Source organism: Halomonas getboli, assembly GCF_023094245.1.
GTDB classification, from domain to species: domain Bacteria; phylum Pseudomonadota; class Gammaproteobacteria; order Pseudomonadales; family Halomonadaceae; genus Halomonas; species Halomonas getboli.
Genome location: NZ_JALMEW010000005.1, coordinates 333,569 through 355,273, shown reverse-complemented (window position 1 = coordinate 355,273; position 21,705 = coordinate 333,569). Strand labels below are relative to the sequence as shown.

Below are 21,705 nucleotides of genomic sequence, written 5' to 3'. Positions count from 1 at the left end.
GATTAAACAAAGACGCCGCCCTTCCGGGCGGCGTCTTTCGTCTGGCCGTGGCCGCGTCAATCAGGCCAGCGCCTTCTCGATCACCTCATACACGTTCGGCGAGAGTTTTTCTTCGCGAATGCGCTCGAGCTCGCCCTTCATCAGTGCCTGACGGGCCTCGTCGAAGCGCTGCCAGCGAGTCAGAGGGGTCACCAGCCGCGAAGCGATCTCGGGGTTCAGGCGGTTGAGCTCGATGACCACGTCGGCCAGCAGCTTGTAGCCCTCACCGTCGAGGCGGTGGAAGTTGACCCGGTTCTGGCCGGCGAAGGCGCCGATCAGCGCACGCACCTTGTTGGGGTTGGTCAGCGAGAAGGCCGGGTGATCCATCAGGAACTTGACCCGGTCCAGGGCGTCGGCCTGCGGACGGGTGACCTGGATGCCGAACCACTGGTCCATGACCAGCGGGTCATGAGCCCACTTCTCGCCGAAGGCACGCAGTGCCGGATCGGCCAGCTCGTCGCGGCTGGAGTGCACCAGCAGCGTCAGGGCGGCACGCACGTCGGTCATGTTGTGGCCGGCCTCGAACTGGCGACGTGCCAGCTCGAGGCCCTCCTCGTCCTCGATGCTGACCAGGTATGACAGCGCCACGTTCTTGAGGCTGCGCGCGGCGATCTGTTCGGGCTCCGGCGCGTAGGGCGCGTCGCTGACGTTCTCCTCGTAGACGCGACGGAAGTCATCGCGCAGGGCCGTGGCCAGAGACTGCTTCACGAACTGGCGGGCGGCATGGATGGCATCCACGTCGACCAGCGGTTGCTGCTCGGCGATGTAGGCCTCGGAGGGCAGCGTCAGCATCTCGGCCAGCACCGCCTTGTCGTCGGTCTCGCCGTTCAGCAGCGCGCGGAAGGCTTCCACCACTCGCGGATCCATCACCTTCTCGACGCCATTGCGGTGGGCGGCGATCAGGTCGTCCAGGGCCAGCAGAGACAGGCGCTGGCCGGCGTCCCAGCGGTTGAAGCCGTCGCTGTCGTGGGTCTGCAGGAAGGCCAGGTCCTCGCGGGAATAGGGGAAGTGCAGCTTGGCCGGGGCCGAGAAGCCGCGCGCCAGCGACGGTACCGGCGCCTCCTCCACGTCGGTGAACAGGAACTCCTGCTCTTCCTCGCTCAGATGGATCACGCCGTCGGTACCGAGCGACTCGCCGTCCAGGGTCAGCGGCAGGTCGCGGCCGCTCTTGGTGCCGACCAGACCCAGGCGCATGGGAATGTGCAGCGGCTGCTTGTCGGGCTGGCCCGGCGTGGCCGGGGTGCGCTGACGCAGCAGCAGGCGATAGGCGCCGTTGGCGTAGTCGTACTCGCCGTGGGCGTCGATCTCCGGGGTGCCGGCCTGGGAGTACCAGCGCATGAACTGGTCGAGATCCTGGCCGGAGGCCTCGGCCATGCAGGCCACGAAGTCCTCGATGGTCACCGCCTGGCCGTCGAAGCGCGAGAAGTACAGGTCGCTGCCGCGGCGGAAGGCCTCCCAGCCCACCAGGTTACGCAGCATGCGCACGATCTCGGCGCCCTTCTCATAGATGGTCAGGGTGTAGAAGTTGCCGATCTCGATGTAGTGGTCAGGCCGCACGGGGTGCGCGGTGGGGCCGGCGTCCTCGGCGAACTGGGCGGTACGGAAGAAGGACACTTCCTCGATGCGTTTGACCGGGGCGGAGTTGATGTCGGCGCTGAAGGTCTGGTCGCGGAAGACGGTGAAGCCCTCCTTCAGCGACAGCTGGAACCAGTCGCGGCAGGTGACGCGGTTGCCGGACCAGTTGTGGAAGTACTCGTGGGCGACGATGCCCTCGACGCGTTGGAAGGCGGCATCGGTGGCGGTGTCGGGATGGGTCAGCACCGCCGCCGAGTTGAAGATGTTGAGCCCCTTGTTCTCCATGGCGCCCATGTTGAAGTCGTTGACCGCCACGATCATGAACAGGTCGAGATCGTACTCGCGGCCGTAGGTCTCCTCGTCCCAGCGCATGGCGCGCTTGAGCGAAGCCATGGCGTGGTCGGTCTTGCCGAGGTTCTCTTGCTCGACCCAGATCTGCAGCGTCACCTCGCGGCCGCTCATGGTGGTGAAGCGGTCCTCGACCTTCTCTAGGTCGCCGGCCACCAGCGCGAACAGGTAGCAGGGCTTGGGATGCGGATCTTCCCAGGTGACGAAGTGGCGGCCGTTCGGCAGCTCGCCGCGCTCCACCGGGTTGCCATTGGACAGCAGCACCGGCTCGCGGTCGGCGCGGCCGATCACGGTGGTGGAGAAGGTCGCCATGACGTCGGGGCGATCGGGATAGAAGGTGATGCGCCGGAAGCCCTCGGCCTCGCACTGGGTGCAGAACATGCCGCCGGACTGGTAGAGCCCCTCCAGGGCGGTGTTGGCCTCGGGGGCGATTTCCACCTCGGTGTCCAGCAGGAAGCGCGCCGGTGCGCGCTCGATGCGCAGGCCCTGCTCGGTCAGGGTGTATTCGTCGTCGCCCAGCGGCTGGCCATCGATGGCGATGGTCTTGAGCGAGAGCTGCTCGCCGTCCAGTTCCAGCGGCTCGCCGGCCTCGCGCTGGGGATGACGTTCCAGGTGCAGGCGCGCCTTGACGCGGGTGGCCGCGGGGTCCAGATCGAAGGTCAGCTCGGTGTGGGTGACGCGGTAGGCGGGAGGACGATAATCGCTCAGATAGATCGGCTGGGGTTCGGACATCGAGGCTGGCTCCTGTGAAGATTGCCAACCATTGTACGGCGCTCCCAGCCTCGACCTCAAAGTGCACCATCAACCTCGATGCGTTCGACGGCGACGCGGCTCGTCGGACGCGTCAGGAATCGGCGACCGGCTCCGGGCGCGTCAGGATCCAGCCGGTGAGCGCGGCCAGGCCAAGGATCAGCGCCAGCTTCAGCCACAGCAAGCCGATGACGAAGGCCAGGATCACCATCGAGATCAGCAGCATGACGCCGGCGGTCCACTTGGCATGGCGGGGAATGGCCCGCTCGGATTCCCAGGCCACGATGGTGGCCCCGAAGCGCGGGTGCGAGCGAATCCAGCCGGCGAAGCGCGGCGAGCCCTTGGAGGCCGCCCACACCGCCACCAACATGAAGCAGGTGGTGGGCATCAGCGGCAGGAAGGCGCCGATCACGCCCAGGGCGAAGCTGGTCCCGGCAATGGTCAGGTAAACGATGCGGCGCGCAGGTGACATCGAGCGCTCACTCCTTTGGCGTCAGGGCTTGGGCATATTGAAGCCCAAGCCGCTCTCCGCTGCCAATCGCCATCGCCAATGAGGACAACAGCGCCGGGCGATGGCGGCGAACGGCGGGCTCAGTCGCGGAAGTTGTCGAACTGCAGCGCCAGGTCGGGACCGTCCTCGCCCTTGAGCAGGGCCATGACCTGCTGCAGGTCGTCGCGCTTCTTGCCGGTGACGCGCACCTTCTCGCCCTGGATCTGGGCCTGGACCTTGAGCTTGGTGTCCTTGATGCGCTTGACGATGTCCTTGGCCTCCTTCTGCTCGAGCCCCTGCTTGAGGCGCACGGTCTGGCGGGCACGCACGCCGGAGAGCTCGGGCTCGTCGACCTCCAGGCAACGCGGATCGATGCCGCGTCCGATCAGCTTGTTGCGCAGCATGTCGAGCATCTGACGCAGCTGAAAGTCGACCTCGGCCTCGAGGCTGACGGTCTCGCCCTCGAGCGCGAAGGAAGCGGTCACGCCCTTGAAGTCGAAGCGGCTCTGCAGCTCGCGGTTGGCCTGGTCGACGGCGTTGCTCGCCTCGTGCTTGTCGAACTCGGAGACGATATCGAAGGAGGGCATGGTGAATTCCCGATGATGGACGATGGCGCCATTCTAAGCGCCAGGGGCCGCCCACATCTAGCCGGCCCGGGCCTCGGCGCCGGCGATTAGCGGCGTCAACGCCTTGCTCATGCGCCAGGCGGCACAACCGTCCTCGTAGTAGTCGGCCATCCATTCGCTCGGCGCGAAGCCCGTGCCCCGGTAGAGCGCCAGCGCGGCGTGATTGTCGACGCGCACCTCGAGCACCAGCCAGTCGCCGCCCCGCTCCCAGGCCTCGGCCTCCAGCCATTCGAGCATGCGACGACCGAGGCCGACGCCGCGCGCCTCGGGATGCACGCAGAACGAGTAGAGCCGCGCCCGGTCGCTGCCCTGGCGAAACAGCAGGGTACCGTAGCCGAGCAGCCGGCCCGTGCCGTCCTCGGCCAACAGCGTCAGGGCATGGGCGCGGTTGAGCAGGTGCCAGAGCTGGCGACGGGTGAAGCGGTCACCGCTGAAGGCCAGCTGCTCCAGGGCATGCAGCGCGGCGAGATCGGCGGCGGTCGCGGGGCGAAGGATCGCGGACATGACGGGGCTTCCAGAAGCACTACTCGAGGATTCTGAGCGCCATGGAGGATGCTGTCTTTGGCATCAGCGATGAAATCTTTTCAGTCTGCGACCACACCTCGACATAGTCGGCTCAAGCGGGGCGCACCAGCGGCTGACGCCACCCGCCGCCTGGGGTAGGCTTCCCTCCCCACCTCGATACGCACAGGAGCCGAGATGAGCGAGCGTGACGACCGCCACCGCAAGGCCATGCAGACCCTCAAGTCCCGCGTCGACGAAAAGGTCGCCGCGGCCGATGAACGGCGCGGCCAGCTGCTGGTGTTCACCGGCAACGGCAAGGGCAAGACCACCGCCGCCTGGGGGACCGTGACCCGCGCGCTGGGCTACGGCTACAAGGTCGGCGTGGTGCAGTTCATCAAGGGCCAGTGGGAGTGCGGCGAGCGCAACCGGCTCGAGGACGACCCCCACCTGGAGGTGGCGATCATGGCCACCGGCTTCACCTGGGAAACCCAGAACCGCGAGAGCGACACCGAAGCCTGCCGCACGGTGTGGGCCGACGCCGAGAAGATGCTCGCCGACCCCGAGGTCTACTTGGTGGTGCTCGACGAGATCACCTACATGCTCAAGTTCGGCTATCTGGACATCACCACAGTCAGGCAGGCGCTGGAAAATCGCCCCGTCGAGCAGACGGTGATCGTCACCGGACGCAACGCCCACCGCGAGCTACGCGAGATGGCCGACACCATCACCGAGATGGCGGAGGTGCGCCACGCCTTCAATGCAGGCCTGGAGGCGCGGCGCGGCATCGATTACTAGCCGGGGCAGGTGCCATGCCGACGTCGCGAGGGCGCGATGAACCCATCCCTGGTCCAAAAAACCCCCTCGCGCCGCTTCCCCCCCCCCGGCACTCGACGAGAAGACGCGTTCCTGCGGGTCCAGCATCAGCTCCAGAGCGTCCCCACCGGCGTCTCGGGGCTGTAATGATGGGCGATCTGCGCCTGCAGCAGCTCCGCAGTGGCCAGCGCATCCGTCAGGGCGTGGTGCCCCTGGTACGGCGGCAGGCCATAGCGCGCGCGGCTGTCGAACAGCCGAATCGACGCCGGCGGATGTCCGATCCAGCGCTTGAAGCGCGCCACCATCGACTGGCGGTGGATACGCGCCTCGAGCGACATGGTGTCGATCATCGGGTAGACCACGCCCTCCCCCAGCCGCGCCTTGACCGCCACGTCGAGGAAGGGGCGCTCGATATGCCGGTAGTGCACCACCGCCAGTCGCCCGGCCAGGGCCTCGAGCAGCTCGCCCAGGATGTCGTCCAGCTCCGGGGCCTCGGCGATATCGGCATGGGTAATGTGATGGAAGGTCACCGACTCGGCGCTGAGCGTGCGCCGCGGTCGCACGATCCAGTAGCGGCTCCGGCCCGGCAAGACGCGCCCTAGGGTGAAGGGCACCAGCCCGATGCTGACGATGGAGTTGCGTCGGGCATCGAGGCCGGTGGTCTCCATGTCCAGCGCCACCAGCGGGGCCTCGCCGATCGGCGTTTCCGGGGCCGGGGCGCCCGCGGCGAAGAAGCGCGCCAGGCGCGCGTCTCGGGCCAGCTCGGCGCGGCTCGCCAGGTAGCTCGTCCAGTCGGGAATCTGGGTCCTGCGTCGCATCAGCATCCCTGCACCTCGCTCACTTGCCCCGGGCGGGCATCGGGTAGCGGAACTTGAGGAACTTCTGGGCGTGACTCAGCGCCTGGAAGGCATCCTTGAGGTGATGACGCTCGCTGCTCGAGACGTTCTCCGGCTCGATGTTGTTGTCCGGCGTCTGGTCGTGCTGGATGTCGATCACCTGGTGGTGGATACGCGACATCGACAGGAACTCCAGGGCATAGCGCAGCCGGTCGCTGACCCCGGGCGCCAGCAGCTGGGTGCGGTCGATGTCGTCGAGGCGGTCGAAGCTGTTCTGGGCGCTGGAGCCGCAGGCTAGGGCGTGCACCCGGATCAGGTCGACCATCGGCGCGGTACCGCGGCGCTTCAGGTTGATCGAGTTGTTGTGCTTGCCGTCCTTCTCCATCACGAAGGTGCGGAAGAAGCCCAGCGGCGGTGTGCGGTTGAGGGCATTGCGCGCCATCGCCGCCAGGAAGCGCGGATGCCGTGCGGCCTGCTGGGCCACCAGGTCCTGGAGCTGCTCCACCAGCACGTGCTCCCCGTAAACGGCGTCGAGATCGAAGAAGATCGAGCTGTGCAGCAGCCGCTCCGGGCTCGGGTCGGCGATCCACTCGCTGAAGTAGCGTTTCCACACCGACAACGGCTGCCGCCAGCTCTTGTTGGTAGCCATGATGTCGCCCTTGCAGTAGGGGTAGCCGCAGGCATCCAGGCCGTCGCTGACGAACTGGGCCAGCGCGAGGAAGTAGGCATCGTGCTGCTCGGGGTCGAAGTCGTCTGACAGCACCAGGGCGTTGTCCTGGTCGGTGGAGATCGACTGCTCGTTGCGCGCCATGGAGCCCAGCGCCATGAAGCAGTAGGGCACCGGCGGCGGCCCCAGGCGCTCCTCGCCCAGCTCCAGCAGGCGGCGGGTGAAGCTGCGTCCGATGGTCGACAGGGCGCTGCCCAGCATGCGCGAGTCGGCGCCCTCCTCGACCATGCGCACGAAGGCCGCCCGCACGTCCGGCGCCAGACGGGCCAGGCCCTCGGCGCTGGGCTGGTGATAGATGTTGCTGACCAGATAGAGGCTGCTCTGGGTCTCGTAGCGGATGATGTCCGACAGGTGCACGATGCCCACCGGTCGGCGGCGATACATGACCGGCAGGTGATGGATGTTGTGGCGCAGCATGATCAGCATCGCCTCCTGCACCGACTCGTCGGACTGGATCGCGATGACGTTCCCGGCCACGACGTCGCCGACCGGCGTGTCCGGCGACAGCCCCTCCGCCACCACCCGGGTGCGAAAGTCGCTGTCGGTGAGAATGCCGCGCAGCTGCCAGGATCGCTCCTCGCTGTCGACGAAGGAGTAGCGCGGATTGTCGTCCTCGGTGGGCGTATCCAGCACCAGCACCGCCGAGGCCTGGAAATCGGTGATCTGGCTGGCGGCCTCCTGGACGCTGGTCGAGGCCTCGACCATCAGCGGATAGCGCGTGACCAGCTTGCGCACCCGGGTGATCATCATGTCGTTGTTCTTCTTCTGCTCCTCGACCACGCTCTCGAGCCGCGGGCGAGAAAGCTCGACGAAGTCGGCGAAGTCGTCGTCGACCTCGCACAGGTGATGGAAGACCGACTCGGGAATGAAGTAGATCAGCGAGTCTTCCATGGTCCGCACCGGATAGCGGACCCGGTTGTTCCGCAGCAGGCTGAACTGGCCGAAGATCTCGCCCTCCCCCCGGCGGTTGTAGAGTTCGCCGCCGCGTCGATAGACCTCCACGGCGCCGCTGCGGATATAGCACAGCTCGTGGAGCTCCTGGTCGAGGGTCAGGATATCGGTGTCGGCCTTGAAGTAGGCCACCTCGACCTGGCTCGCCACCTCGTCCAGCAGCTCGTCGGAGAGCGTCTCGAAGGGCGGGAAGCGCCCCAGATGCTGACGGATTTCCAGCAGTTCCACATCCATGGCCAGGTGCCCGCTCGGTGGTTGAGAGATGCCTCAAGTCTGAAAGGGGCCAGGGGCGGTGTAAAGCGTTGCCGTCACGGAAAGGAACGCCGCTCCCGAACGCAGAAAGGCCACCCCGTGGGGTGGCCTTTCATCGCACAGGGATCTAGCGGGATGACAGGATTAGGAAGCGGATTCGCCGTTGCCCTGCGCCATGCCCTGGACGCGCTGCATCAGCTCGGGATCCTGCTGGATCGCCTTGCCGATGGCGTTGAAGGTCTCTACCTCGAGGCCGCTGTTCTTCACCGCGTCGACCATCTTGTCGTTGGCCTCCTGGCGCACCTGCTGCTTGGCCTCATCGCCCTCGGCGTTCTGCAGCTGCTGGGTGTAATCCTGAGAAATCATCGCGATCTGCTCGGAGGCATCGGCAAACTTCTGCAGCTGGGCGTCGGAGAAGTCCTGGGCCGGCGCCTGTGCCTCGGCCGGGGCCTGCTGGGTCGCGGCGCCAGCGGCGTCGTCCTGGGCATAGGCCATGGAACTCATCAGGCCGGCGCTGAGCAGGGCGGCGGAGAACAGGGCGGTGATTCGTTGCATAGATACCTCCGAAAATCATTGTCATGCATGCGTTGACTGCCCCCCTGTGACGGGGAACTCGGCCAAGGGTTCACCATGATCGTGTAACAGTTTGAAAAAACAACGCTCCCAAGCGGGAGCGTTGTCGTCAAGGGTCGGCGTCTGCCGGATCAGCCATAGGCCAGGTTAGGCAACCAGGTGACCAGCGCCGGGAACAGGATCACCAGCAGCAGCCCCAGCGCCTGAAGCCCCAGGAACGGGAAGGACGAGCGGAAGATCTGCGCCATGGTGATATGCGGCGGGCACACGCCCTTGATGTAGAACAGCGCATAGCCGAACGGCGGGCTCAGGAACGACATCTGCATGTTCACCAGGTAGATGACCCCGAACCACAGCGAGACGTCGGAGGGCGCCACGCCGGGCAGCCCGAACACCCCGTCGAAGGACAGCCCCTGGATCAACGGCACGAAGATCGGCACCGCCAGCAGCAGGATGCCCACCCAGTCGAGGAACATGCCCAGCGCCACCAGCAGCACCATCATCACCGCCAGCACCGCGTAGGGGCCGAGGCCCGCACCGGAGATCAGCTCCTGCACGAAGGTCTGGCCGCCCTGCAGGATGTAGAAGCCGACGAAGATGCTGGCGCCGAAGATGATCCACATCACCATCGCCGAGGCCACCAGAGTGGTCATGCAGGCGGCGTGCAGGTTGGCCCAGGTCAGGCGCTTGTGCATCGCCGCCACCACCAGCGCGCCGAAGGTGCCGATGCCGGCCGCCTCCACCGGGGTGGCGATGCCGGTGAAGATGATGCCCAGCACCAGGATGACCAGCACGATGGGCGCCAGCATGTTGCGCAGCAGGCGCAGCTTCTCGCTCATGTCGACGCGATCCTCCACCGGCATCGGCGGCGCCATGCGGATGTTCAGGGTGCCGCGCAGCCAGCAGTAGCCAGCATACATGGCGGCCAGCAGCAGGCCGGGAATCAGCGAGCCGAGATAGAGTTCGCCCACCGACTGCTGGGCGATGACGCCATAGATGATGGCCAGGATCGACGGCGGAATCAGAATCCCCAGGGTGCCGCCGGCCATGATCGACCCCAGCGCGATCTCGGGGTTGTAGTTGCGCTTGAGCATCGCCGGCAGTGCGATCAGCCCCATGGTCACCACCGCCGCGCCGATCACCCCGACCATCGCCGCGAGCAGCGTCGAGGCGATGATGGTGGCAATGGCCAGGCCGGCCTTGAGCCCGCCCATCCACTTGTAGACGACGTCGAACAGCTCCTCGATGATCCCGGCCTTCTCCAGCACCGAGGCCATGAAGATGAACAGCGGGATGGCCGACAGCTGATAGTTGGTCATCATCGGGAAGATGCGCGACGGCATCAGGTTGAGCATGTGCTGGTCGCCCACCAGGTAGAGGAAGGTCACCCCCAGGCCGCCGGTGACGAAGGCCAGCGGCAGGCCTGCCACCAGCACCACCATCAGGGTGCCGAACATCACCAGGGTCAGGCCGCCGATGCCCAGGCCGCTGAGGCTGTGCTCGAGGCTGCCGGCCAGGCTCTGATAGTCGGTGACGCTGATGTTGACCATCTCGAACAGCCCCCAGGCGGCCAGCAGCGCGCCCAGCGCCACCAGCAGGTGGGCGAAGCCGCGGCCCTGGCGCTCGCGGGCGTGATGGTGGCGAAAGGCCTGGAAGTCACGGATCAGCTGGGCGACCCCTTGCAGCAGCAGCAGCAGGGCACCGAAGAAGAGCATGAACTTCACCGGGTAGAACTCGATGGCCCACTCGGTGAAGGAAGTCTCGTTGGCGTAGCTCGAGCCGAAGAAGAACTTGTCGCTGACCGCCTGGGAGAAGAACTTCCAGCCGGTCACCAGCAGCGCGAGGGTGAAGATGAAGAAGAACACCGAGGTCAGCAGGTCCAGGGCCGCCTTGTTCAGCGGACGGGCACGCTGGTAGAGGATATCCACCCGCACATGACCGCCCTCGCGCAGGGCGAAGGCCCCGGCGATCAGGTACTGCATGCCGAACATCAGGGTCATCGACTCGTGGACCCAGTTGGTCGGCGAGTTGAAGGCGTAGCGCACCAGCACCTCGTAGGCGAAGGCGAAAGGCGCGATCAGCGACCAGTAGGCGACATAGCGGCCGAAGAAGCCGGAGACCCGGTCGACGGCGGCAGTGAAGAGGTTACCCGGCGGCTGGTAGCGCTCCACCGGGGCTTCGCCGGGGACCTCGGCGGTATCGCCGCCGCTGACCACGGCGCCGCGGCGGAAGCTGCGGTCGACGAAGAACATCACCACCAGCGGCAGAAAGGCCAGCACGGACCAGTAGAGCCAGTGGGGCAGGACGAATTCGATATCAAGGTTCATGGACACTCCTCCGTTGCGCCATCGCTTCCCGGCGACGGCCACGGATCAACGACTCGGGGAATGGCGGGATGCACGGGTCTATCACCGACCGGGCCGATGGCCGCCCATGGACGACCACCGGCCCGGCAGGCTGATGCTTAGACGTTGAGCTCGTAGTCCTTGATGTCCTCGTCGGTGATCAGCGCCACCGCCGGATCCATCATGGTGTCGAGATGGGCCTTGAACAGCCGCGCGGCATCCGGGTCCTTGTTGGCCCACTTGAACCACAGCGGGATGGCGGCTTCGCGGAAGCGATCGGCGTCATTCTCGGACAGGTGGATGATCTCCACGCCCTTCTCGCGGTACTTGGGCCAGGCCTCGGCGTTGGCCTTCTGGATCGCCGCGTAGTGCTCGCGTGAATAGGCCGCCACCAGGTCATGCATGAGGTCCTGGGTCTGCGGCGACATGCGTTCGAACACGCGGCGGTTGACCGAGATATCCATCAGGTCGACCGCCTGGTGCAGGCAGGGCGTGGAGGGCGGGCCCATGATGATGTAGTCGGCGACCTGCCAGAAGCCCAGCTCGTAGTTGACCGCCGCGCCGGTGTAGTCGGCGGCGTCGATGGTGCCTTTCTCGAGGGCCGGATAGACCTCCGAACCCGGCAGCAGGGTGGTCTGGGCGCCGATGGAGGCGAAGGTCTCGGCGACGATGCCGCCGGGCATGCGGATCTTGACGCCCTTGAAGTCGTCGAAGCTGCGCAGCGGCACCTTGGAGTGGATCAGGTTGAGGTCGTGATGGACATAGCCCAGCAGCTCCTGGCCCTGCTTGCGATAGAGGTCCTTGGCGATGCCGAAGCCGCCGTAGGCGCCGAACATGATGTCCCACTGATGGGGCACCGAGAGCCCCATGGGATAGGCGGTGAGGAAGACACCGGCCGGCATCTTGCCGGGCCAGTAGACGGTGAACCAGTTCTGGCCGTCGAGCACGCCGTTGCGCACCGCATCGGCGACCTCGAAGGCCCCGGCCACGGCGCCGGCCGGGAACGGCTCGATGGAGACTTCTCCGCCGGTGGCCTCGGCCACTCCCTTGGCCCACTCCTCGAAGATCCGATAGCCGGTGGTACCAGGCTGCCAGGAAGACTGCATGCGGATGCGGATGCCCTGCTGGGCCTGGACATTGCCGACCCAGGGGGCCGCCACCGCCGCCGCGGAGCCGATCGCGGCGGCCTTCAGGAAGTTACGACGATTGCCGGCACCGGTGATCGACGATTCGACGGTGTCGGTCGCAGTGCGCTTGGGCTGCTGGTCGTCTTGCATGGCGAGGACTCCTCGTTGGTGTTGCGCCCGCCCCGCTCGCGGCGACGACGGGAGGCTTGTTGTTGTCTTGGCTGGTTTCACCCCATGTCGCCCGGCGGCCTGGAGGCCCGGCGGCATGGACAACAGGATCCATGTCTCTGGAAATACCTTCCGCATCAAAACGTAGTGTCCTCGCGAGCCGCGGCCAACAGCGACTTTCAACGTAGATCGCTCGACGCCACGGCCCTTACACGAAGTAACACGCTGTTATATATAACAATTCACCATCGTGGGCGGCACAGGCGAAACCCCCGCCCTACGACTATTGAACGAGTGACGAGCGGCCGCGGCGGGAGGAGAGCGGAAAGGACGACGGCCATCGCCGGGGAGACGATGGCCGTGCAGCGCCGCCCGGAGGGACGGCGGCGGGGATGCGGCGAGGAGGCGGCAACTAGCGCGAGAACACCACCGTACGCCGGCCGTGCAGGAACACCCGACGCGCCACGTGGGCCTCCACCGCACGCGCCAGGGTCAGGCATTCGATGTCGCGGCCCTTGGCCACCAGGTCCTCGGGCGAATCCGCGTGGCCGACCGGCTCCACGCCCTGGGTGATGATCGGCCCCTCGTCTAGGTCGTCGTTGATGTAGTGCGCGGTGGCACCGACCAGCTTGACGCCCTTCTCGAAGGCCTGGTGATAGGGCTTGGCGCCCTTGAAGCCCGGCAGCAGCGAGTGATGGATGTTGATCGCCCGGCCGGAGAGCTTCTCGCACATGTCGCTGGAGAGCACCTGCATGTAGCGGGCCAGGATCACCAGCTCGGCGCCGGTCTCCTCGACCACCTGCCAGACCTTGGCCTCCTGCTCGGCCTTGGTCTCGGCGGTGATCGGGAAGTGGTAATACGGCAGCCCGTGCCAGTCGGCCAGCGGCTCGAGGTCCGGGTGGTTGGACACCACCGCGCGAATCTCGATCGGCAGCTGGCCGGTACGGTAGCGATACAGCAGGTCGTTGAGGCAGTGATCGGCCTTGGATACCATGATCACCACCGGCATCCGCGCGTCCGGCGCAGTCAGCTCGAAGGCCATCTCGAACTCGGCGGCCCGGGCGGCGAAGGCGGCCTGGAAGACCTCGGCGTCGAAGTCCGGCTCCAGCGGGCGGAACTCGGTGCGGATGAAGAAGCGCTCGCCGTGATGATCGTCGAAGGACTGCTGCTCGGTGATGTAGCAGCGGCTCTCCTTCAGGAAGCGGGTCACCACGTCGACGGTACCCAGGCGGCTGGGGCACTGGGCAGTGAGAATCCAGGTATCGGCGCTCTTGCCGACGCTACGATGGCTCATGGGATGTCTCCTGACGAAGCAGGCCGGGGCGAGCCCCGGCCTGATCTGATCTTCTGCGACCGGCGACGCTCAGCGCTCGACGCCGATAGCGTACTCTTCTCCGGCATCCAGCAGCCAGCGATAGGTGTAGTCGGCGAAGCTGCGGCGCACCACCAGCTCCCAGCGCTCCTCGCTCGGACGACGCAGCACCACGGTGGTCTTGGCGAAGATGGTGGTCACGCCCTTGCCGACCGGGAAGTGGCTCGGATGGACGTCATAGACCACCGACTTCATCAGCACCTCGCGGGCGGCCTCGCCCTCGAGCTCGACCAGGGTCTGGCCGCCGCTGACGTTGCTGATCGCGAAGTGGGCGTCGCCCAGCGCCGCGCGCAGGCGGTTCTCGAGCTCGAACTCCTCGCCGCCGGGCACGATCACCAGCCACTCGTCCGGGGAGATCCACTGGATCGAGCGTTGGCCCTCGTCGTCCAGGACCAGGCCCTGGGGCTCGCCGGGCAGGGAGATGCCGAGCACCGCGCGCACCGCGCCGTCGAGCACCACGGCGCCGCCGCGCAGCACCAGGTGGCCGAGGAAGGCCTTCTCGCGCATCACCACCCGGCTCTTGGCGGTGGGGGCCGGGGCCCCCGAACGACGATAGCTGTAGGTGAGCGGCGATTCGACCGGGATCTTGGCCTCGGTGTGGGTATCGAAGGTGGCAACGTTAGACATTCTGACGCTCTCCCTTGGGGTCGAGGAAGATGGGGCTGACGATCTCGGCCTCGTGGACCTGGCCGTCGACCATGGGCAGATAGACGGTCTCGCCCATCTTCTTGTGACCGCCCTTGACCACGGCCAGGGCGAAGCCGGATTCCAGGGTCGGGCTGTAGTAGCTGGAGGTCACGTGACCTTCCATCGGCATCGGGATCGCGTGGTTCGGGTCGAGCACGATCTGCGCGCCCTCTTCCAGCACCACCTTCGGATCCTTCGGCTTGAGGCCGACCATCTGCTTGCGGTTCTCGCGCGAGGTATCCGGACGCGTCAGGGCACGCTTGCCGATCCAGGAGAACGGCTTGTCGTAGCCGATCGCCCAGTGCATGCCGAGGTCTTCCGGCGTCACCGAGCCGTCGGTGTCCTGACCGGCGATGATGAAGCCCTTCTCGGCGCGCAGCACGTGCATGGTCTCGGTGCCGTACGGCGTCAGGCCGTACTTGTCGCCGTGGGCGAACAGCGTCTCCCAGACATGCAGGGCGTAGTTGGCCTGGACGTTGATCTCGTAGGCCAGCTCACCGGTGAAGGAGATGCGGAAGATGCGCGCCGGCACGCCGGCCACCTTGCCTTCCTTCCAGTCCATGAACTTGAAGCTGTCCTTGTCGAGGTCGACCTCGGTGGTGACCTCTTCCATCAGTTTGCGCGCTTCCGGACCGGTGATGGTCATGGTCGCCCAGTGATCGGTCACCGAGTTGAAGTAGACGTCCAGCTCCGGCCACTCGGTCTGGTGCCAGATCTCGAGCCACTCGAGCACGGTGGCGGCGCCGCCGGTGCTGGTGGTCATCAGGAAGTGGTTGTCGCCGAGGCAGCTGGTGGTGCCGTCGTCGAACACCATGCCGTCGTCCTTGCACATCAGGCCATAGCGGACGCGGCCGGGGGCCAGCTTGGCCCACTTGTTGGTGTAGACGCGACCCAGGAACTCGCGCGCGTCCGGGCCCTGGATGTCGATCTTGCCCAGGGTGGAGGCATCGAGGATGCCCACCTTCTCGCGCACCGCCAGGCACTCGCGGGCGACCGCCTCGTGCATGGTCTCGACCTTACCGTTGACCTTGCGCGGGAAGTACCAGGGGCGCTTCCACTGGCCCACGTCCTCGAACGCGGCGCCCTGCTCCACGTGCCACTGATGCATGGCGGTGTAGCGCTCGGGCTCGAACAGCTCGCCGCAGTGGCGGCCGACGATGGAACCGAAGGTCACCGGGGTGTAGTTCGGACGGAACACCGTGGTGCCGACCTCGGGGATCGAGCGCCCCAGGACGCGAGCGGCGATGGCCATGCCGTTGATGTTGCCGAGCTTGCCCTGGTCGGTGCCGAAGCCCATCGCGGTGTAGCGCTTGACGTGCTCGATGGACTCGAAGCCCTCGCGGGTGGCCACTTCGATGCCGGCCGCGGTGACGTCGTTCTGCAGGTCGACGAATTGCTTCGGCGCGCGCAGGGTCGCCTTCTCGTGGGGCACCTGGTAGAGCGCCACGGCGGCGCCGTCACGGCGCTCGGCGACCTGGGGCAGGCTCACGGAGGCGGCGGAGAAGCCGGCCTCGGCGGCCGCGTCAAGGCCGGCCTCGACGCCGTCGGCCAGCACCGCGCCGGTGGCATAGACGCCACGCGCGCCACCGGCGGCGGCGACGCCCTTCACGGTGTTCGGGACGAAGCCGAGCAGCTCCTCGTTCCAGGTCGGACGGCTGCCGGTGTGGGACGCCAGGTGGATGACCGGGCTGTAGCCGCCGGAGCTGGCGATGGTGTCGCAGCTCAGGGTCTCGGAGCCACCGACCACGCGGAAGCCCTGGAGGTCGACCTTGGCGATGCGGGCGGCGCTGACGCGCGAGTCGCCCTTGGCCTCGACGACCGCGGAGCCGGCGATGATACGGATGCCCTTGGCGCGGGCCTGCTCGACCAGCTCACCGTCCGGGTTGGCCCGGGCGTCGGCGATGGCGACCACTTCGCGGCCGGCCTCGACCCAGTCCAGGGCGGCGCGGTAGGCGTGGTCGTTGCTGACGGACAACACCAGCTTGTTGCCCGGCACCACGCCGTAGCGGCGGACGTAGGTGGAAACGGCGCCGGCCAGCATGTTGCCCGGCACGTCGTTGTTGCCGTAGACCAGCGGACGCTCGTGGGCGCCGGTGGCCAGCACGACGCGGCCGGCACGCACGCGATGCAGGCGTGAACGGACCTGACGCAGGCCGTCCTTGAGCGGCGCGGTGTCGGCCAGGTGCTCGGTACGGCGCTCGTGCAGGGTCACGAAGTTGTGATCGTGATAGCCGTTGGCAGTGGTGCGCGGCAACAGGGTGACGTTGTCCATGCCGGACAGCGCTTCGACGGTCTCGGCGACCCACTGGTCGGCCGGCTTGTCGTCGAGCAGCTCGCGGGAGTCGAGCAGCGTGCCGCCCATCTCTTCCTGCTCGTCGGCGACGATCACCCGCGCGCCGCTCCTGGCGGCGGCCAGGGCGGCGGCCAGGCCGGCCGGGCCGGCGCCGACCACCAGCACGTCGCAGTGCTGGTGCATGTGGTCGTAGATGTCCGGATCGCTTTCCATCGGGCTGCGACCGAGGCCGGCGCCCTTGCGGATGTACTTCTCGTAGGTCATCCACATGGAGGCCGGGGCCATGAAGGTCTTGTAGTAGAAGCCCGGCGGCATGAAGCCGCCGCCCAGCTTGCCGACCAGCCCCATCAGGTCGCGCTGGACGTTGGGCCAGCCGTTGGTGCTGCGCGCGGTCAGACCGTCGTACAGCGCCTGCTGGGTGGCGCGCACGTTCGGCACCTGGCCGGCTTCGGTGGCACCGAGCTGGACCAGCGCGTTCGGCTCCTCGGCGCCGGCGGCGAAGATGCCGCGGGGACGCGAGTACTTGAAGCTGCGGTTGACGATGTCGACGCCGTTGGCCAGCAGGGCGGAGGCCAGGGTGTCACCGGCATGGCCCTGATACGTCTTCCCGTTGAAGGTGAAGCTCAGCTGACGAGAGCGGTCGATGCGGCCGCCCTGGGCGAGACGATTGAGCTGGCTCATGCGCGGACTCCTTCACGAAGCGATGCCTGGTCGGCTTCAGCGGACGGCCGGCCCTCGGGGTGCTCGGCGGTGTACGTCGGCTGCTCGCCCATCTTGTAGGTCTCGAGAATCTCGTAGGTCACGGTGTGGCGCGTGATGTTGAAGAACTTGCGGCAACCGACGGCGTGCACCCACAGCTCGTGGTGGATGCCACGGGGGTTGTCGCGGAAGAACAGGTAGTCGCCCCATTCGTCGTCGCTGCAGTTCTCCGGATCCGCCGGACGGGCGATGTGCGCCTCACCCTTCGGATGGAATTCCTCTTCCTCGCGGTGCTCGCCGCAGTAGGGGCAATGGATATAGAACATGTCGGCTCTCCTCTGCGGAAATCAGTGGGCCACGCCGGCGGCGCCGTGCTCGTCGATCAGCGCTCCGGTGTTGAAGCGGTCGATGGAGAACGGGGCAGCGATCGGGTGCATCTCGCCCTTGGCCAGGCTGGCCGCGAACACGTTGGCCGAGCCAGGCGTGGCCTTGAAGCCGCCGGTGCCCCAACCGCAGTTGAAGTACAGGCCCTTGACCTTGGTCTTGGAGATGATCGGGCAGGCATCCGGGCAGGTGTCGACGATGCCGCCCCACTGACGGTTCATGCGCACCCGCGAGAACATCGGGAACATCTCGACGATCGCCTGCAGGGTGTGCTCGACGGTCGGGTAGCTGCCGCGCTGGCCGTAGCCGTTATAGCCGTCGATGCCGGCGCCGATGACCAGGTCGCCCTTGTCCGACTGGCTGACGTAGCCGTGCACGTGGTTGGACATGGTCACGGTGTTGAGCACCGGCTTGAGCGGCTCGGAGACCAGCGCCTGCAGCGGGTGCGATTCCAGCGGCAGCTTGATGCCGGCCATCTTGGCCATCACGCCGGAGTTGCCGGCGGTCACGCAGCCGACGGTCTTGGCCTCGATGTCACCGCGGTTGGTGTGCACCCCAAAGATCTGGCCGTCGCGGATCTTGAAGCCGGTAACTTCGGTCTGCTGCAGGATGTCCACGCCGAGGGCGTCGGCACCGCGGGCGAAGCCCCAGGCCACGGCATCGTGACGGGCCACGCCGCCGCGCGGCTGCCAGGAGGCGCCGAGGATCGGGTAGCGCGCGCGCTTGGAGGTGTCCAGCAGCGGCTCGATCTCCTTGATCTGCTCCGGGGTGACCACCTCGCCGTCGACGCCGTTCAGGCGGTTGGCGTTGACGCGGCGCTGGATGTCGCGCATGTCCTGCAGGGTGTGGCCCAGGTTGAGCACGCCGCGCTGGGAGAACATGACGTTGTAGTTGAGGTCCTGGGACAGGCCTTCCCACAGCTTCATGGAATGCTCGTAGAGCGCCGCCGCCTCGTCCCACAGATAGTTGGAACGCACGATGGTGGTGTTACGCGCGGTGTTGCCGCCGCCCAGCCAGCCCTTCTCGATCACGGCGACATTGGTGATGCCGTGCTGCTTGGCCAGGTAATAGGCCGTGGCCAGCCCGTGTCCGCCGCCGCCGACGATGATGACATCGTAGGATTTCTTGGGCGTCGGGTTGCGCCACTGGCGTTGCCAGTTCTCGTGGTGGCTCAGCGCGTGCTTGACCAGCCCGAAACCTGAATAACGTTGCATAGGGGTCTACTCCTCAAGGGCCCCGCCGGTTCACCGGCGGGGAACGGGCTCACGCGGTGGCGGTATCGGCGGACTCGACCGCGGCCTTGGCATACACGGGATGGCGGGCACACAGCTCGGCCACCTTGCCGCGGACTTCTGCCTCGATGGCGGAGGTGTCTTCCTGCTTCTCCAGCACGTCGAGGATGTCGCAGATCCAGCCGGCCAGGGTCTCGCAGTCGGCCTGGTTGAAGCCGCGGGTGGTCACCGCCGGGGTGCCGAGGCGCAGGCCGGAGGTGACGAACGGGCTCTGCGGATCGTTGGGCACGGCGTTCTTGTTGACGGTGATGTGCGAACGGCCCAGGGCGGCGTCCGCGTCCTTGCCGGTCACGCCCTGCTTGATCAGCGAGACCAGGAACAGGTGATCGTCGGTGCCGCCGGAGACGACCTCGAAGCCGCGGTCGAGGAACACGCCGGCCATGGCCTGGGCGTTGTCGATGACCTGGGCCTGATAGCGCACGAAGTCCTGGCTCATGGCCTCGCGGAAGGCCACGGCCTTGGCGGCGATGACGTGCATCAGCGGGCCGCCCTGCTGGCCCGGGAAGACCGCGCCGTTGAGCTTCTTGTACAGCGCCTCGTCGCCGCTGGCGGAGAGAATCAGGCCGCCACGCGGACCGCGCAGGGTCTTGTGAGTGGTGGTGGTCACCACGTGGGCGTGGGGCAGCGGGCTCGGATAGTGGCCGGCGGCGACCAGACCGGCGACGTGGGCCATGTCGACCAGCAGCCAGGCGCCCACGGCGTCGGCGATGTCGCGGAAACGACGCCAGTTGACGACGCGCGAGTAGGCCGAGAAGCCGGCGATGATCAGCTTCGGCTTGTGCTCGTGGGCCAGGCGCTCGACTTCCTCGTAGTCGATCTCGCCGGTCTCCGGGTTCAGGCCGTACTGCACGGCATTGTAGTGCTTGCCGGAGAAGTTCGGCGCGGCGCCGTGGGTCAGGTGGCCGCCGTGGGCCAGGCTCATGCCCAGCACGGTGTCACCCGGAGCGACCATGGCCATGAAGGCCGCGGCGTTGGCCTGGGCGCCGGAGTGCGGCTGGACGTTGGCGTAGTCGGCGCCGAACAGCGCGCAGGCGCGCTCGATGGCCAGCTGCTCGACCACATCGACGTGCTCGCAGCCGCCGTAGTAGCGCTTGCCGGGATAGCCTTCGGCGTACTTGTTGGTCAGCTGGCTGCCCTGAGCCGCCATCACCTGGGGGCTGGCGTAGTTCTCGGAGGCGATCAGCTCGATGTGGGCTTCCTGGCGCGCCACCTCGTCGCCGATGGCGGCCGCGATCTGGGGATCGGTCATGGTCAGATTGTTGTCATTCATTTGTCAGCACCCTCGGGTTAGCGTCACAACGTTAAGGAATGGTGGCGATCGCGGCATTCTGAAAACGACACCGTCGTCGTCGAACGAGACACCGGGCTCTCGCGCGTTTCACCTTGGGGACATTGATAGCCAAGCCGCGGATCCAAAGATTGAACATATGCGACAAATTTACTGACACATTCCCGCCAAAAATAATAAACACATGATTTATAAGAACTAATTTTTCACGCAGTTTTTGTATTTATTCATTCACAACGCGAGGGGGCCGGCGCTGCCGCGCCGGCCCCCGATACCGTGCCGTGCATGTCTCGCCGGCGACACGCGCCTGGCACGAGACGGCGCCATCGGCGCGAAAGCGTCTACCCCCCCGCCCCCTCGCGGGAGGCGATATGCAGGAAGAACGGATCCACCGGCGTCTCGCCGCGCAGGGCGGCCTTGCGCAGGGCGGTGGGCGTGTCGCCGAAGGCCTCCCGGAAGTGGCGCGAAAAGTGGGCGGTATCGGCAAAGCCGCAGCGCTCGCCGATCTCGGTGACGCTCTTGGCGGTGTAATGCAACAGCCACAGGCCATAGCGCAGGCGCAGGTCGCGGGCGAACTTCTGCGGCCCGATGCCCAGTTCCTCGCGGAACTTGCGCTCGATGTTGCGCCGCGACGAGCCCACCCGCCGCGCCAGCTCGTCCACCGTGATCGCCTCGCCCAGGTGCTGCTCGATGATGGTGATGGCGCGGCGCACCAGGCGATCTTCCACCTTGTCGAACACCACCGGCTGGGGCTGGGGATGCTCGCCGCGGCGCGCCTCGTCGATCAGCATGATGTGCAGGCTCTTCATCGCCCAGGCCTTGCCCAGATGGCGCTCCACCAGATAGGCCGCCAGGTCGGCCGAGGCGATGCCGCCGGCGCAGGTCAGCCGGTCGCCGTCGTCGATGAACAGCCGATCCGCCACCGGCTCGATGTCGGGGAAGCGATGGGTCAGGTCGCCGTGGTGGTACCAGCTGACGCAGCAGCGTCGCCCGTTCATCAGTTCCGCCTGAATCAGCGCGAAGACGCCGGTGCATACCCCCACCAGCGGCACGCCGGCCTCGGCCACGCCCTGCAAGTAATGGAGCGCCGCCTCGTCCACCGCGTCGTGCTCGTCCTGCACGCCGCCGATGACCACGATGTAGTCGAAGTCGCTCGGATCGCGGAACGGCGAGCAGGGCGTGATGGCGGCGCCGCAGCTGGACATGGCATCGTGCCCGCCGCTGGTCATGAACACCCAGTGACAGCGCAGCTGGCGCGAACGATCACCCTCGTCGGCGGCCAGACGCAGGCAGTCGACGAAGGCCGCGAAGGGCATCATGGTGAAACGCCGCAGCAGCACGAAGCCGACGGACAGGGGCTCGTTGTCGTGGGAATGACGCATGGGATGGGGACTCTTCGCTCTCGACGGCAGGCCTACCAGTGTCCGGCACGGCGCGGCGCGGCGCAACGCGGCGCGGCGCGCCGGAGCCGGCTCGCTATACTCCCGGTAGAGGTCACGACGACCGCCCATGCAGGGAGCCCTGGAGTGCCGACGCCCTCACCCGCCTCTTCCCCATCGACGGTGC

At 66.8% G+C, this 21,705-nt stretch carries 17 protein-coding genes; 1 reads left to right on the top strand and 16 read right to left on the bottom strand.

What is annotated here, in order from left to right:
* Positions 1–60: 60 nt before the first annotated feature.
* The 4 genes from pepN to MYL53_RS12845 form a co-directional block, all read right to left on the bottom strand.
* Positions 61–2,694: an aminopeptidase N gene (pepN, locus tag MYL53_RS12860; RefSeq protein WP_247854344.1), complete on the bottom strand. Its 2,634-nt coding sequence runs from the start codon at positions 2,692–2,694 to the stop codon at positions 61–63.
* 112 nt (positions 2,695–2,806) lie between these two features.
* Complete coding sequence (locus MYL53_RS12855; RefSeq protein WP_247854343.1) at positions 2,807–3,184, bottom strand: YbaN family protein; 378 nt, start codon at positions 3,182–3,184, stop codon at positions 2,807–2,809.
* Between the two features lie 119 nt (positions 3,185–3,303).
* Positions 3,304–3,789: a YajQ family cyclic di-GMP-binding protein gene (locus tag MYL53_RS12850; RefSeq protein WP_247854342.1), complete on the bottom strand. Its 486-nt coding sequence runs from the start codon at positions 3,787–3,789 to the stop codon at positions 3,304–3,306.
* 57 nt (positions 3,790–3,846) lie between these two features.
* Positions 3,847–4,332, bottom strand: a complete 486-nt coding sequence (locus MYL53_RS12845) for a GNAT family N-acetyltransferase (RefSeq protein WP_247854341.1) — start codon at positions 4,330–4,332, stop codon at positions 3,847–3,849.
* A 195-nt stretch (positions 4,333–4,527) separates the two neighbouring features.
* On the opposite strand from MYL53_RS12845, the gene cobO reads away from it, so the two are divergent.
* Positions 4,528–5,127 carry a cob(I)yrinic acid a,c-diamide adenosyltransferase gene (gene cobO, locus MYL53_RS12840; RefSeq protein ID WP_247854340.1) on the top strand — a complete coding sequence of 200 codons (600 nt, stop codon included), beginning with the start codon at positions 4,528–4,530 and terminating at the stop codon, positions 5,125–5,127.
* Positions 5,128–5,252: 125 nt separating this feature from the next.
* Here the strand turns inward: cobO and MYL53_RS12835 are convergent, their stop codons facing one another.
* The 12 genes from MYL53_RS12835 to MYL53_RS12780 all read right to left on the bottom strand — a co-directional run bounded on the left by MYL53_RS12835 (position 5,253) and on the right by MYL53_RS12780 (position 21,521).
* Positions 5,253–5,969, bottom strand: a complete 717-nt coding sequence (locus tag MYL53_RS12835; protein WP_247854339.1) for a 3'-5' exonuclease — start codon at positions 5,967–5,969, stop codon at positions 5,253–5,255.
* A 13-nt stretch (positions 5,970–5,982) separates the two neighbouring features.
* The gene (locus MYL53_RS12830) at positions 5,983–7,893 is read right to left on the bottom strand and encodes a DUF294 nucleotidyltransferase-like domain-containing protein (RefSeq protein ID WP_247854338.1); all 1,911 of its coding nucleotides are present in this window, start codon (positions 7,891–7,893) and stop codon (positions 5,983–5,985) included.
* Between the two features lie 162 nt (positions 7,894–8,055).
* Complete coding sequence (locus MYL53_RS12825) at positions 8,056–8,466, bottom strand: DUF4168 domain-containing protein (protein ID WP_247854337.1); 411 nt, start codon at positions 8,464–8,466, stop codon at positions 8,056–8,058.
* Between the two features lie 149 nt (positions 8,467–8,615).
* The gene (locus tag MYL53_RS12820; RefSeq protein WP_247854336.1) at positions 8,616–10,811 is read right to left on the bottom strand and encodes a TRAP transporter large permease subunit; all 2,196 of its coding nucleotides are present in this window, start codon (positions 10,809–10,811) and stop codon (positions 8,616–8,618) included.
* A gap of 137 nt (positions 10,812–10,948) precedes the next feature.
* On the bottom strand, positions 10,949–12,106 hold the full coding sequence (gene dctP / locus MYL53_RS12815) for a TRAP transporter substrate-binding protein DctP (RefSeq protein ID WP_247854335.1): 1,158 nt from the start codon (positions 12,104–12,106) through the stop codon (positions 10,949–10,951).
* A gap of 430 nt (positions 12,107–12,536) precedes the next feature.
* Entirely contained in the window at positions 12,537–13,418 is an 882-nt protein-coding gene (purU, locus tag MYL53_RS12810; RefSeq protein ID WP_247854334.1) for a formyltetrahydrofolate deformylase, read from the bottom strand.
* A 69-nt stretch (positions 13,419–13,487) separates the two neighbouring features.
* Positions 13,488–14,123 (bottom strand): sarcosine oxidase subunit gamma, encoded by a 636-nt coding sequence (locus MYL53_RS12805; protein WP_247854333.1) that lies wholly within the window; start codon positions 14,121–14,123, stop codon positions 13,488–13,490.
* Positions 14,116–17,157: a sarcosine oxidase subunit alpha family protein gene (locus MYL53_RS12800; protein WP_247854332.1), complete on the bottom strand. Its 3,042-nt coding sequence runs from the start codon at positions 17,155–17,157 to the stop codon at positions 14,116–14,118. Before MYL53_RS12800 ends, MYL53_RS12805 begins: the two co-directional genes overlap by 8 nt.
* Positions 17,154–17,501: a sarcosine oxidase subunit delta gene (locus tag MYL53_RS12795; RefSeq protein WP_247854331.1), complete on the bottom strand. Its 348-nt coding sequence runs from the start codon at positions 17,499–17,501 to the stop codon at positions 17,154–17,156. Before MYL53_RS12795 ends, MYL53_RS12800 begins: the two co-directional genes overlap by 4 nt.
* Positions 17,502–17,522: 21 nt before the next feature.
* Positions 17,523–18,773 (bottom strand): sarcosine oxidase subunit beta family protein, encoded by a 1,251-nt coding sequence (locus tag MYL53_RS12790; RefSeq protein WP_247854330.1) that lies wholly within the window; start codon positions 18,771–18,773, stop codon positions 17,523–17,525.
* Between the two features lie 49 nt (positions 18,774–18,822).
* A complete protein-coding gene (glyA, locus tag MYL53_RS12785; protein WP_282103544.1) occupies positions 18,823–20,121 on the bottom strand; it encodes a serine hydroxymethyltransferase in 1,299 nt (432 codons plus the stop codon).
* Positions 20,122–20,480: 359 nt separating this feature from the next.
* Complete coding sequence (locus MYL53_RS12780) at positions 20,481–21,521, bottom strand: GlxA family transcriptional regulator (RefSeq protein ID WP_247854329.1); 1,041 nt, start codon at positions 21,519–21,521, stop codon at positions 20,481–20,483.
* Between the last annotated feature and the right edge of the window lie 184 nt (positions 21,522–21,705).

Coding starts and splice junctions, on each gene's coding strand:
- MYL53_RS12795 (WP_247854331.1), bottom strand. CDS start 17,501: ATGTTCTATATCCATTGCCCCTACTGCGGCGAGCACCGCGAGGAAGAG.
- MYL53_RS12825 (WP_247854337.1), bottom strand. CDS start 8,466: ATGCAACGAATCACCGCCCTGTTCTCCGCCGCCCTGCTCAGCGCCGGC.
- MYL53_RS12780 (WP_247854329.1), bottom strand. CDS start 21,521: ATGCGTCATTCCCACGACAACGAGCCCCTGTCCGTCGGCTTCGTGCTG.
- MYL53_RS12800 (WP_247854332.1), bottom strand. CDS start 17,157: ATGAGCCAGCTCAATCGTCTCGCCCAGGGCGGCCGCATCGACCGCTCT.
- MYL53_RS12790 (WP_247854330.1), bottom strand. CDS start 18,773: ATGCAACGTTATTCAGGTTTCGGGCTGGTCAAGCACGCGCTGAGCCAC.
- MYL53_RS12805 (WP_247854333.1), bottom strand. CDS start 14,123: ATGTCTAACGTTGCCACCTTCGATACCCACACCGAGGCCAAGATCCCG.
- dctP (WP_247854335.1), bottom strand. CDS start 12,106: ATGCAAGACGACCAGCAGCCCAAGCGCACTGCGACCGACACCGTCGAA.
- MYL53_RS12855 (WP_247854343.1), bottom strand. CDS start 3,184: ATGTCACCTGCGCGCCGCATCGTTTACCTGACCATTGCCGGGACCAGC.
- MYL53_RS12835 (WP_247854339.1), bottom strand. CDS start 5,969: ATGCTGATGCGACGCAGGACCCAGATTCCCGACTGGACGAGCTACCTG.
- purU (WP_247854334.1), bottom strand. CDS start 13,418: ATGAGCCATCGTAGCGTCGGCAAGAGCGCCGATACCTGGATTCTCACT.
- MYL53_RS12830 (WP_247854338.1), bottom strand. CDS start 7,893: ATGGATGTGGAACTGCTGGAAATCCGTCAGCATCTGGGGCGCTTCCCG.
- glyA (WP_282103544.1), bottom strand. CDS start 20,121: ATGAATGACAACAATCTGACCATGACCGATCCCCAGATCGCGGCCGCC.
- pepN (WP_247854344.1), bottom strand. CDS start 2,694: ATGTCCGAACCCCAGCCGATCTATCTGAGCGATTATCGTCCTCCCGCC.
- MYL53_RS12820 (WP_247854336.1), bottom strand. CDS start 10,811: ATGAACCTTGATATCGAATTCGTCCTGCCCCACTGGCTCTACTGGTCC.
- MYL53_RS12845 (WP_247854341.1), bottom strand. CDS start 4,332: ATGTCCGCGATCCTTCGCCCCGCGACCGCCGCCGATCTCGCCGCGCTG.
- MYL53_RS12850 (WP_247854342.1), bottom strand. CDS start 3,789: ATGCCCTCCTTCGATATCGTCTCCGAGTTCGACAAGCACGAGGCGAGC.
- cobO (WP_247854340.1), top strand. CDS start 4,528: ATGAGCGAGCGTGACGACCGCCACCGCAAGGCCATGCAGACCCTCAAG.